This window comes from uncultured Bradyrhizobium sp. (genome assembly GCF_947648125.1).
Classification (GTDB): Bacteria; Pseudomonadota; Alphaproteobacteria; order Rhizobiales; family Xanthobacteraceae; genus Bradyrhizobium.
In genome coordinates this window covers 150,140-161,801 of the sequence record NZ_CANSMR010000004.1, presented here as the reverse complement: position 1 = coordinate 161,801, position 11,662 = coordinate 150,140, and the positions used below count along the sequence as shown (strand labels likewise).

Annotated in this window: 10 protein-coding genes and 2 pseudogenes; 4 read left to right on the top strand and 8 right to left on the bottom strand. The window is 63.2% G+C overall.

Features of this window, described 5'->3' with window-relative positions; translation table 11 throughout:
- Nucleotides 1-323 precede the first annotated feature (323 nt).
- Complete coding sequence (locus Q0030_RS10205) at nt 324-788, bottom strand: RidA family protein (protein ID WP_298366105.1); 465 nt, start codon at nt 786-788, stop codon at nt 324-326.
- Nucleotides 789-1,307: 519 nt separating this feature from the next.
- Here Q0030_RS10205 and Q0030_RS10200 point away from each other — a divergent pair.
- Entirely contained in the window at nt 1,308-1,559 is a 252-nt protein-coding gene (locus Q0030_RS10200) for a hypothetical protein (RefSeq protein WP_097673702.1), read from the top strand.
- Between the two features lie 346 nt (nt 1,560-1,905).
- Here the strand turns inward: Q0030_RS10200 and Q0030_RS10195 are convergent.
- A pseudogene (locus tag Q0030_RS10195) lies at nt 1,906-2,250 on the bottom strand (TetR/AcrR family transcriptional regulator); the annotation flags it as partial.
- 6 nt (nt 2,251-2,256) lie between these two features.
- On the opposite strand from Q0030_RS10195, the pseudogene Q0030_RS10190 reads away from it, so the two are divergent.
- Nucleotides 2,257-2,556 (top strand): annotated as a pseudogene (locus Q0030_RS10190) (O-methyltransferase); the annotation flags it as partial.
- A gap of 24 nt (nt 2,557-2,580) precedes the next feature.
- Here Q0030_RS10190 and Q0030_RS10185 read toward each other — a convergent pair.
- The 3 genes from Q0030_RS10185 to Q0030_RS10175 form a co-directional block, all read right to left on the bottom strand.
- Nucleotides 2,581-3,906, bottom strand: coding sequence for a TRAFs-binding domain-containing protein (locus Q0030_RS10185; protein ID WP_298366100.1), 1,326 nt, complete (start codon nt 3,904-3,906; stop codon nt 2,581-2,583).
- Between the two features lie 27 nt (nt 3,907-3,933).
- Nucleotides 3,934-4,518 (bottom strand): hypothetical protein, encoded by a 585-nt coding sequence (locus tag Q0030_RS10180; protein WP_298366097.1) that lies wholly within the window; start codon nt 4,516-4,518, stop codon nt 3,934-3,936.
- 111 nt (nt 4,519-4,629) lie between these two features.
- Complete coding sequence (locus Q0030_RS10175) at nt 4,630-5,769, bottom strand: patatin-like phospholipase family protein (RefSeq protein ID WP_298366095.1); 1,140 nt, start codon at nt 5,767-5,769, stop codon at nt 4,630-4,632.
- Between the two features lie 397 nt (nt 5,770-6,166).
- Between Q0030_RS10175 and Q0030_RS10170 the strand changes: the two genes are divergently transcribed.
- Nucleotides 6,167-7,591: a toll/interleukin-1 receptor domain-containing protein gene (locus Q0030_RS10170; protein WP_298366092.1), complete on the top strand. Its 1,425-nt coding sequence runs from the start codon at nt 6,167-6,169 to the stop codon at nt 7,589-7,591.
- Between the two features lie 139 nt (nt 7,592-7,730).
- Here the strand turns inward: Q0030_RS10170 and Q0030_RS10165 are convergent, their stop codons facing one another.
- The 3 genes from Q0030_RS10165 to Q0030_RS10155 all read right to left on the bottom strand — a co-directional run bounded on the left by Q0030_RS10165 (nt 7,731) and on the right by Q0030_RS10155 (nt 9,912).
- Complete coding sequence (locus Q0030_RS10165) at nt 7,731-8,468, bottom strand: hypothetical protein (protein WP_298366090.1); 738 nt, start codon at nt 8,466-8,468, stop codon at nt 7,731-7,733.
- 108 nt (nt 8,469-8,576) lie between these two features.
- Nucleotides 8,577-8,819, bottom strand: coding sequence for a hypothetical protein (locus Q0030_RS10160; RefSeq protein ID WP_050405529.1), 243 nt, complete (start codon nt 8,817-8,819; stop codon nt 8,577-8,579).
- A 115-nt stretch (nt 8,820-8,934) separates the two neighbouring features.
- The gene (locus Q0030_RS10155; RefSeq protein ID WP_298366087.1) at nt 8,935-9,912 is read right to left on the bottom strand and encodes a nitronate monooxygenase; all 978 of its coding nucleotides are present in this window, start codon (nt 9,910-9,912) and stop codon (nt 8,935-8,937) included.
- Nucleotides 9,913-9,999: 87 nt separating this feature from the next.
- Between Q0030_RS10155 and Q0030_RS10150 the strand changes: the two genes are divergently transcribed.
- Nucleotides 10,000-11,562, top strand: a complete 1,563-nt coding sequence (locus Q0030_RS10150) for an AMP-binding protein (RefSeq protein WP_298366085.1) — start codon at nt 10,000-10,002, stop codon at nt 11,560-11,562.
- The last annotated feature ends 100 nt before the right edge of the window (nt 11,563-11,662 follow it).

The following is an 11,662-nucleotide window of genomic DNA, read 5'->3' as shown; positions in this document are numbered from 1 at the left end:
CTTGAGGAAGAGCTCGCTGCACTATCTTGCGCGGAAAAAATCGTTGCAGTGCACCAACACCGATAGCGAGACCACCCAGCGCCTGGCTCGACTTGGTGTTTAGTGGATCATTTTACTGAACGTTCAGCGCAATGACGGCACCATCTGAAACGAGCGATGGCCAACGCCCCTGCCCGTTTCGCATCACCTCTTCGAAGCAAGGCGAGCGCAATCGAACACAGCCATTCGCGGAGGCTGATTGAGAAGTGTGCATTGCTTCGCGTGGCGCCGCCACGCATGGGCTCCGCGAAATTGGCATGGCAAGAGGAAGGCGTCGCTGGCGCCTAGCGCGCCAGCGCTGCGATCAACTCGACTTCGATCGATGCATTGCGCGGAAGCTGCGCGACGCCAACGCTCGTCCTGGTGTGCAGTCCCCGCTCCGGACCGAACAGCTCCATGATGAGCTCCGATGCGCCGTCAGCGACCGCCGTCTGACCGCTGAAATCCGCCGCGCTGTGCACGAACACAGTGAGCTTCAGGATCTGCGTGACACTGTCGAGCGACCCGAGATGCGCCTTGATCGCGGCCAATCCGCGGATCAGCGCCAACCGGGCCCCGCGCTTGGCGTCTTCCAGTGTGACATCACGGCCAACCTGGCCGACGACATGGACCTTGTCGCCGTCGCGCGGAAGCTGACCGCTGACATAGATCGTGTCGCCATGGACCACGACCGGCGCATAGGCGCCGCCGGCCGCCGCCGACATCGGCAGCTCGATCTTGAGTTCGTTCAGCCGCTGCTCAAGATTCACGATTGCACGCCAGCGAACTGGCCCTCCTGTCGGGACCGCGGCGGCTTCTGAGCGAAGCGGAGCTCGGTCTGCTGCCGGGCGCTCCTGTTAACCCGCTTCTGCGTGAAGCGGCACCCAGGAACATGCTTTCGGAGCAATTCTGCCTGTATCAGCGCTTCGTGAGGCTCTTCCGATACGCGCCGAACATGTCGGCCATGTCTTGCCGCCAGACGGGATTTTGCGGCCATATTTTGGCCATAGCCCGTTTCTTAAAGGCCCGTGCGGGCCATGTCCCCGCCTCTGTTTTGCGTCGCCTGACCGGTGCGGTCGCTTCGCAACCAAATCGCAGATCATCGCTGCGCCCCTCCCAGAATCAGGATGGTCTGCCAACAACAAGAGGACTTTGTAATGCGTAAAACTCTCGCGGCTGTCGCCGTGCTCTTGGCCTTCGCGTCATCTGCTGCCGAAGCTCGCGGCCGTCATCACCATCATCGACATCATGCCCATTCCGGTCGCCCCGCTGCGTGGTGCGGGTGGTTCATGCGCACGCAGGTCGGCAGCGATCCGGGCCCGCAATACAATCTGGCGCGCTCCTGGGCGCGATACGGCAGCAATGCGGGCGGCCCTTCGGTCGGCGCGATCGTGGTCTGGCGTCACCATGTCGGCAAGATCGTGGGCCACGAGAATGGCCAGTGGATCGTCCAGAGCGGCAACGACGGGCATGCCGTGCGCACGCGACCGCGCTCGCTGGCCGGCGCCATCGCGTTCCGAAACGCCTACGCTTCGTTCTAAGGGAACTCTCGAACGCCTCTGCCAGCATGCAAGCCGGCGACGTTCAGCGGTATACGAACCGTTCATCATCGCGGCTTACGTTCAGGCGGGGTTTCGCCCTGAAGCCCTCAGACGGGCGCCGTCACCTGCGTTGACCTGGTGGCGGCGCCTTTTTCAGGAATGCATCGGCTTGGCTCGGAAACCGAAGAAAGTTGCGACAGCCTCACGGACTGCTCCATATTGGTCCGCCGCTTACATGAGTTTCTGCAATGGCGCGGCCGTTTTCGCTGTGACCGGCGGCGTGCTCGGGTTTCTGCTCGTCGCCAAGCACTACACGTGAACGACGGCCGGATCGACGGTGCGCGCTTCAGCGCTTTCCGAGGCTCCTGAGATACGCGCAGAACATGTCGGCCATCGCGTCGGCGTAGCTCTCGATCTCGGCCGGACTTCGCGGGCTTTCTGAAAAATCCTTGCCCACCGTGCTCATCGTGGTCGTGATCAGATCGCCGGCCGTCGCGCGGACCGCGTCGGATGCCTTCGGCAACGCCTCGCGCACCGCGGCCTCCTCGCATTCGGAGCGGATGAAGGCGTGCACCAGCACACGCAACCGCTCCAGTGGCGGCCGCGTGCGGTCGGCGAGAATGTCGCGCAGCAGGCTGGAGTTCGCCCGCCACTCATCGCTCCGCAGCCGGAACAGGATCGACGCCTTGTTCGCACCCGGGACAATCTCGCAGCCGGCGACCTCGACGACCTGGTCGAGATCCGCGAGGGCGACGCGCTCAAGACGCTGCGCGCCGATCTGCCCGATACGATCGATCTCGTGCTGCTCGACGGCGCCAAGGCGCTCTACCCCGACATCCTCGATCTCGTGGAGAACCGCCTGAAGCCGGGCGCCTTCGTCGTCGCCGACAATGCCGATTACAGCCCCGACTATCTGGCGCGGGTGCGCTCGCCGGCGAACGGCTACTTGTCGGTGCCGTTCGGCGAAGACGTCGAGCTGTCGATGCGGCTCGGCTGAGGTTGATGCTGGCGAAGCGCGCGATCAGGCCGTCTTGATCTTGTCGACGATGGCGGACAAGCGCGCGCGCTTGGCGGGGTCGACGACCTGTGCAACGGTGGTTTCGAGGTCGTCGAGCACGCTATCGACTTCCCATTTGGCCTTGCCTTCCGCAATCACATCCTCGGCAAGGTCGTCAGCCTTGTCGGCCTCGCCCAGGTCAAATGCTGCAACAAGCAGCGTCGGGCGATACCATCTGTCGGCAATCTGCAGCCGTCTGGCGCGCTCGCAGGCGGCGATAACTGCACGAAGGGTCGTCTGCGCGCGCTCCTCATCACCTGCCTTTCCCCGCGTTCGATAGAGTCGCGGCAGATTGCTGGAGCAATAATAGGCGTTGAGATCAAGGTCCATTCCCTGCTCATAGCAGTCGATCGCCTTGGAAAGGGCTCCCTTGCGCTCAGATTGACTGGTTGTCGGAGCCTTGAAGAGACGCTTGTAGCGACCACCCATCAGACCAAAGCGTTCCGGTGTCGGTCCCGAAAGATCAATCAGTGTCTGGATTTCGGCGATGGCCCGAACGTCGTCCCCTATCTGGGCCACAGCGAATGCGCGATTTTCCTGCACTTCCGGCTGGTTCGCGAAGCGCTTGGGAAGCCCGCGGGTGTAGTCGAGCAGGGCGTTCCAATCCGCTTTGGTATCGACGCAATCGCGCAACAACAGCAACAAAGCGAGGGCCTTCGCGTAGCTTAGGGGTGGATTTCCCTCCGCGGCGACCAACGCCTGCGCGCGCTTCATGCGCTCGGCCTTCGGTGCTGCGCGCACTGCCCGGATTTTGGTCTGGAATTCGGCTTGCTCGGCGAGTTGATCTCGCATGGTTATCGCCTTCTCCGGATCGACCTTGCAGGGATAGCCGGGGATCGACTGGTGCATCGGCGAAACTCCGTCACGACGCGCCTCGATTTGATCCTTGATCGCGCTCTGCACAGCGGTGGCAGTTGCCTCGGTGATCTCTCCCTCGGGAAGCGGATATCGAACGGTTCGCATCTGCGCGACATCGAACAGCGGCTTGGACCAGTCGGCCGCGAGCAGGACACACCCTGTCTCCTGCGATGCATGACGAATACCGACCTCGTAATACACATTGCCGTTCGGGATCGTCATGTCGGCCAGCACGAGATCGGCGAAGTAGAGCCGTTCCAGCATCTCGCTGATAATCAATGCGCTGGTGTCCTGATCAGCGCGCACCGGCTCATACTTGAGCGCCTTGATGACTGGAACATAACAACGATCCCACAGCGCGTTGAAATCGATCTCGGCCGGCCCGCGCCCGGCCTCAGCCTGGGTCGGCTTGCGACCGTAAGGCATGATCATGAAACACGATGGCATCTTGCAAATCCTTCAGTCCCATAATTTTCGTGTGTCCAGCCAGAAAAGCCGCGTCGTCCTGCGCCCCGCTTCCTCCATCAGGTGCTTGGCGCCGCCAGGGCCATCGCCGCCCTCGCCGTTCCACAGGCAGATGAAGGCGATCTTGTCGGCGCCAAATCGCGCGGCCCGCTCCAGCATCCATTGATTGTCGCGCTCGTAGGCGTTTTGGCCGTCCGGCAGTGGACCCAGTTCGTCCGGCATGACATGGAGCGCCGCGTTCGACTTCGCCGCGAAATAGCGCGCGCGCCAGTTGCCGCCGGCGAAATCGACCGAGTTGGCAAGGAACGTTGGTTCCTCGAATGGAATATAGATTTCAAGCTGCATGCCCCGCGCGAGCGCGGCTTCCGCAAACAGCAGATCGCCGCCGCAGGCGCCGCCGCAAATGGCGAGATCACCTTTGGTGACGCCGATCTTCGCAAGTGCGTCGGCGATCGCAGCGGCCGCAACAACTTCCTTGTCCGGCGGAAAGCGTGGCGTTTTTCGATCTGGCGCATCGATCATGTGACCGCTGAAGAGAACCACCGTGTTCGGTGATTTGGCGTCTTGTTCCGTGGCCATCGCGACACCTCGACTCATGATTGGATCATTGTGTCCAGGTGACGAACTTAACTGAAGGCGAATTCCTTGTCGAAACGGGATCGGAGTGTCGGGACGCCGCGCTCCGCGGCATCACGTGAGATCGAAGACGGGCGGGAAATGTTCCGGCCTGACCTGCTCCTTCGCGGCGAGTTGTCCGATCGCGGCGAGTTCGTCCATGTTCTTCGGGTCGTCCATCGCTGCGACCTTCGCAAGCGCGTCCGGCGTCCGCTCGATGCGGAGCTTCTCCTTCAGCCAAGCCGTTTCCAGCAGCACGTTGTAGCGCGCATAGGTCGCGAGTTGCGGCCCGTTCTGGCTGTCCGCTATCATGTTCGTCACCGCGCGATCGATCGGCCATGGCGTCAGGCAATTGGTCAGCCATTGCAGCATGCCGTGATTGTGCCGAGTGCAATCGTCCATGAGCGATTGCAGCGAGCGCACACCTTGCTCCGCCGCCGGCATGTGGACGATCTGGTCGGTCGAATATGTCGCCTTGAATACGCCGGTACCCGCCGAGATCAGCAGCAGCTTGTCCTTGCCGGTAGGCCAGCGAAAGCCATGGCCATGGAGTGCGGCGAGCATCAGGAGTTGCAGGGCCGGATCGTTGAACGGGCTGACGCCGCCGTCGACGAAGGCGCCGTTGATCGTGTCGCCATTGCGCGCCGAGATCGTGATCTCCTGGGGTTTGAAATAGGTTGGCGCCGCGGTGCTGGCGCGCACCACCTCGGTCAGCCGCAACGCGCCGTCCTGCTTGGCAAAGACCGCGTCCGGATTGTTATGCAGCGGCCAGGGACTGCCGGTATCAAGGCGCTTGGTCATGATCATCAGGCCGGTGCGGATGCGGTCGCCGCCGATCACGGTATCGGCGCCAAGCTGCGCATCGAGCGCGCGCTGCAAGGCGTCGGACTTGAATTTCGGCGCCAGCAGCCCCCGCCGCCAGAACGATTCCTGGAAGATGTCGGTGCCGATCCCGCGATAGAGCTTCTTCAGGGCGTCCACGGTCATGCCGCACGCAAGCCCGGCTGCGATGATCGATCCGGTCGAGGTGCCGCCGATCAGGTCGAAATAATCGCACAGCAACAGGTCGTTGTTCTTGTACCGCTCGCGCAACTGCGTCTCAATTGCTGCCAGATATTCGAGCGTCAGAATGCCGCGAATGCCGCCACCGTCGAGCGCCAATATCCGCTTCGGTCCTGCGTTACGATCAAGATGCTGCTGCTTGGTCTTCGGCATGACTGCCCCCGACTATGACTTTTGCTGATCTCGATACGGCCGACCGATCACGGCCGAAGGCTCAATTGGTCGTGCGTCGCGGCGCGAGCGGCGCCAGGCCGTGAAATGAAGCGATGCATTCAAATCGACACATCGGCAGGGTTTCGAAAAATTTTAGCCAGTCCGACCCGGTGCACGACAACGATCGCGCGCCGGTTCCCTGGGTATCTTGCACATGGCACACCCTAAGGTATAGTGAGATAAATCACTGGCAGGCGGTTTTTCTTTTTTCCGCCCGGCGATCGCAGATTTCAGAGACGAGCTATCATTCGGTCCGCGGCAGGACGTGCAGCCGCGGCATTCGGCCGACGAGACACGGCCAGCCGTCGCATAAAATTCATGCAGATCGGATTTTGCCATGCCCAATGATTTCTCGGTCTTTATCAGCCATCGCGCCGAAGACAGATTTCTCGCGCGTCTCTTGAAGGCGCGGCTCGAATATCTCAGCAGCCTGGACGGTCAGCGTTCGGTGGAATGCTTTGTCTGCGAGGAAATTCCCGGCGGCGCGGAATGGCGGCAATGGATGATCGACAACACGGCGAAAGCCGACTGCCTGATCTTCATCCACACCAATGCCGAACATAACTGGACGTGGTGCGCGTCCGAGATTTCCCAGTTCGACGGCTACAAGCGCGCGTTGAAGCTCATGTCAAAGGTGCTGTGGTTCTCGGTCGATACCTCGCCCTCGTTTCCGATGCTGGCGGAGAACGAGTTTTACGGGATCGGCGAAGACGACGTCCGGCGGTTTCTCGAAGATCTGTTCGTGAAGCCGACCTTCGGCAGCGCCCCACTCAGGCCGCGACTGAATGCCAACCACGCCCGCGACTTCAACGAGGCGGCAAAGGACCTGCACGCGCAGTTCATGCAGATCACTCGCCCCGAAGAGCTGTTTCGCCTGCGGCTTCGCATCGTGTTCAGCGACGAGTTGTCGTTCCGGCAGAAGGCCGATGCGCTGAAGGCATTGCCGCCCTCGGACCGTGCGCGCGGATTCCTGACCGATGCCAAGCTGGAGGCGGATCCCGCCACCACCACGCTGCTGTCCGGCCCTGATGCAGCTGATCTCGACTGGGAGGACCTGCTCAGCGCACAGAATCGGTATGACAGCGGCGCCTGGCTCGACGAGTTGACGAGCTACATCGCGAACTCGTTTGCCGACGTCGATATCGCCTGCCGGCGAAGCCGCGAGCAGGTCCTCAGTCCGATATTCCGCGATTTGAAGCTGTATCAACCGGTCATCGCCCGGCTCGAATATCTCGACAGCACGCCGTTCTCGGTCGTCATCATCTTCGTGCCGATGCCGCCATTCAGCGAGGATCCAAGGCTGATGGTGGCGCAGAACATGCCGAAGGACATCGTCTTCCTGTCGATCCTGCTGCGCCTCGCGCGACGCTTCCGATGGTCGTTTCTCGAACCGCTCTACAACGCAGTCGAGGACCTCGACGATGACTTCAGCGCCAAGCGATGGGACGATCTGCTGCAGCGCTACCACGAATGCCTGGAAAACCTCGATTCAATCCTGCGACAGGGCAACATGCGCGAGCTCGAGACCGTCGGCGACATCAAGTCGACGACCAACATCTCCGACGATGCTCTCTTGAAGGAGATGTACAAGGATTGGGGGACGTTTCAGACCCGGCTGGCGCAAGCCATCGAGAAGAAGTCGCCGGGCGACGTACGGCAGACGCTGGAGCCCTGGCTCAAGCGCAACAAGGACTTCATGAAGCAACTGCTCGTCGAAACCCAGGGCAAGGTGGACAAGCTGCGTCCGCTGGAGGCGCACTAGAGCATCTGGTTCTGATTGAATCAGACCGAAGCTCTAGAATTTTGCTTTGACACGTTTTCTTCACGCGAACCGGCGTCACTTCGATCGAAAACGCTTTTGGATTCGTCGACCGCAGGTTCGGCCTGGCCGACCCCTGCGCTCAGATCATCGAGGCGACGCGTTCGAGGCCGATCAGGCGCGCCAGCGAACGGACCTCGTTCTTCTGATCCTCGCGGAGCTGGAACAGCAGCGGCATCGCCGCCGACTTCAGCTGCTGGACTTCCTCGGAGTCGGGATCGATCGGCATGCTTCCTGAAGCGGGATCGCCCTGGCGCTTGGCGTGGATCTTACGCGCGACAGCGCGCAGCGCAGTCTCGACCGCCGGCCAGTAATACTCCTGCGATGACGACAGCTTCAGCCGGTCCTTGATGCCGGCGATCTGCGCGTCGCTGAGCAGCGCATAGGTCTTCTGCGGCGCCGGCTTGGCGGCAGCCTTGGGCTTCGGCGGCACGGCGGGGACCGCCGGCGCAGGTGCGGCGGGCTCGGCGGTCTGCAGCTGGGCCGCATCGACGGGGTCATTGAGCTTCGGCAGGCCGAGATCGGCAGGCTCGGCGGAGGCATAAGCCTGGCGCACGGTATCGGTCGCGCCCGGGATCGCGGCTTGCGCCCGCAGCAGGAGCGGCGATGGACTGGCGGCAGGCTCGGCAGGCTGCGGCACCTCGAAGGCGGCCGTCGCGAGCGTCGTGACCGCGAGCTTGTCCTGCTTGCTGGCGCGATTGGCGACGGGGCCAATGTCGGCCTGCGCCGCCGGCAGGCTGTCACGGCCCAAAATGGCTGTTATCGCAGCGCCGGCGAGGAGGAGGCAGGTCAGCGCGGCGAGGGTGATGGCTCTGGTCAAAAACTACTCCATTCCCGGCCGGTGTTGCCGCAAACTGCGCGAGAAATGCGGCGTTACCGTGCCGTGACAGCGCCAAATAGGTGAAATCGTCCCGAAACGGCCCGAAAATCAGGCCGCGGCGTCGAGCTCATAGGCTTCCTGGATGTCGGCCACGATCTCATGCGCCGTCCAGAGGGCACCGGGCTGGACCGAGTGCAGGCTGACTGTCCAGTTGGTGCGGCGGGTGCGCGGCGTGCTGACGATGTCGAATTCGACCTGACGGCACAGCGGGTGCCGCTGCAGGGCGTAGAACACGCGGGTCCGGAGATCGTCGAGCGATGCCGGGGTCTTGGCGAGCGCCTCAAAAGCCATGTCGCATTCCCACTACTGCCGGGCGGCCAGCCGCGGCTGGCGGACCATCCCATGGCGCATAGTTGGGACTGGCATGGTTAATGCTGGGTTAAGCGAACAGGCGGGACTTGATGGGTCAGGCGAGCCGCACCCGCGCACTCGCCGCCTCGTACTCCGCCATGGTCTGCGCCACGAGGTCGTCGACGCCAAGCACCTCGGTCACCCCCGAGGTGGAGTGACCGCCGCTCCAGACGTCGCGCCAGCGCTGCGGCCGGCTTTCGCGGGCGCCGATGTCGATGTCCTTGCCGATGTCGATCGCGCCGCGCGCCGGCAGGTTGTCGGGGTCGAGACCGGCGGCCTCGATCGAGGGCCGCAGCATATTGGTCTGCAAGCCGGTGAACGCCGTCGTGAGCACGATGTCGTCGGCGGTGGAGCCGACCAGCATCTGCTTGTACCGCGCGTCCGCCATGCTCTCGCGCGTCGCGATGAACTTGGTGCCCATATAGGCGAGATCGCAGCCGAGCGCCTCTGCGGCGCGCAGCGCGTGACCGTCGCTGATGCCGCCGGCCAGCACGATCGGGCCGTCGAAGAATGCGCGCACCGCGCGGACGAACACGAACGGATTGAGCCAGCCGGTCTGCCCGCCGGCGCCCGCGGTGAGCAGCACGAGCCCGTCGGCGCCGGCCGCGACCGCGCGCTCGGCATGACGGATCGAGGCGACGTCGGCGAAAACAAGCGCGCCGGCATCGTGCAGAGGTGCGAGCACCGGCGCCGGCGAGCCGACCGAGGTGATCACAAGCTCGGGCTTATGCCGCAACAGCACGACGAGGTCCTGCGCCAGCCGCGTGTTGGAGCGGTGCACGATCAGGTTCGGACAGATCGGCGCCGCCGCCCTTCCGCTTGCGTCGGTATGCGCTTGCAGGCGGCGCGCGATGTCGCCGAGCCATGCATCAAGCTGTTCCGTCTCGCGGCAATTCACCGTCGGAAACGAGCCGATCACGCCATTGCGGCAGGCAGCTACCACCAGTTCGACGCCCGACACCAGAAACATCGGCGCGGCAATCAGCGGCAACCGGAGGCGATCGCGAAAACGCGCAAGAAGATCAGCGGACAAGTTGTTTCATCCCTGCATCATTGTGTTAGCGTTATCGCCAACATTGGCACGAGAGAAGCCAAAGACAAAGGCGGGAGGGACAACGACATGAGCAATCCGCTCTATGCATTTCCGGCGGTGTGCGAGCAGACCTTGCGGGCACTGGCGCGCTATCCGTCGCGCACGGCCTTCGCATGGCCGGGCGGCTCGCTCAGCTATCAGGGCGCAACCGATTTGATCGGACGGATGCAGAGCGTGTTCATGCGGCTCGGCTTTGCGCCGGGCACCCGCGTCGCGCTGCTCACCGCCAACCGCGCCGACAGCTGGTGCGCCGGCGTCGCCGCACAATTGTCGCGGCTTGCGATCACCTGGCTGCATCCGCTCGGCTCGCTCGACGACCAGCTGTTCCAGATCGAGGACTCCGAGGCCGAGATGCTGATCGTCGACGGCATCACGTTTCGCGATCGCGGCGGCGAGCTCACGGCGAAAGCCGCCGGCCTGAAGACCGTGTTCACGCTCGGCCCGGCGGATTACGGCGCCGACTTGTTGCAGGTGGTCGAGGATGCCGGCAGCGCGAGCGCGAAGAACTTCGCCCGCGAGGACGACATCTCGACTTTGAACTACACCGGCGGCACGACCGGCAAATCCAAGGGCGCGCTGCGCTATCACCGCGAATATGGCGGCTTCGCCGCCGCCATCCTCGCCGACTTCGAGATTCCGGAGACCCCGCGCTATCTCACGGTGGCGCCCATCAGCCATGTCGCCGGCACAAAAGTGCTACCGACGCTGATGCGCGGCGGCACCGTGCACATGTTGAAGGGGTTCGACCCGGAGGCCGTGTTCACGACCATCGCGCGCGAGAAGATCAACTTCACGCTGTTCGTGCCGACCATGATCTACGTGATGCTGGATCATCCGGCGCTTCCCAGGACCGATCTCTCGTCGCTCGAGCTGTTGCTCTACGGCGCATCCGCGATGTCGCCGAGCCGGCTGGTCGAAGGCATCGAGCGGATCGGCCCGGTATTCTCGCAGCTCTACGGCCAGACCGAATGCTATCCGGTCTCGGTGCTGCGCAAGGCGGACCATGACCCGAAAACGCCGGAGCTGTTCCTGTCCTGCGGCTTCCCGATCACCGCTTGCCAGGTGAAGATCCTCGATCAGGACGACCAGGAGGTCGCGACCGGCGAGGCCGGCGAGATCTGCGTGCGCGCCACGCATGTGATGGCCGAATACTGGAAGCGTCCCGACATCACGGCGGAGACGCTAAAGAACGGCTGGCTGCACACCGGCGACATCGCGCGCAAGGACGAGCGCGGCTACATGTTCATCCTCGACCGCAAGAAGGACATGATCGTCTCCGGCGGCTTCAACATTTTTCCGCGCGAGGTCGAGGATGTCCTGTCGCAGCACGCCGACGTCGCGATGGTCGCGGTGGTCGGCGTGCCCGACGACAAATGGGGCGAGGCCGTCACCGCCGTCGTGGTGGCGCGCGAGGGCGCCGTGCCCGACGCCGACGAGTTGATCAGCCTGGTCAAGGCGAAGAAGGGCTCGGCGCACGCGCCGAAGCAAATCCAGTTCGTCAAGGAGCTGCCGATGACCGGCGTCGGCAAGGTCGACAAGAAGGTGCTGAAAGCCCGCTTCTGGTCCGGCCGCGACCGCATGGTGGGGTGAGCGATCACGCCGCATTCGTCATTGCGAGGAGCTCGCGACAAAATTGCAAAGCAATTTTGCGCTGAAGCGACGAAGCAATCCATCGAGCCGAGACATGGAT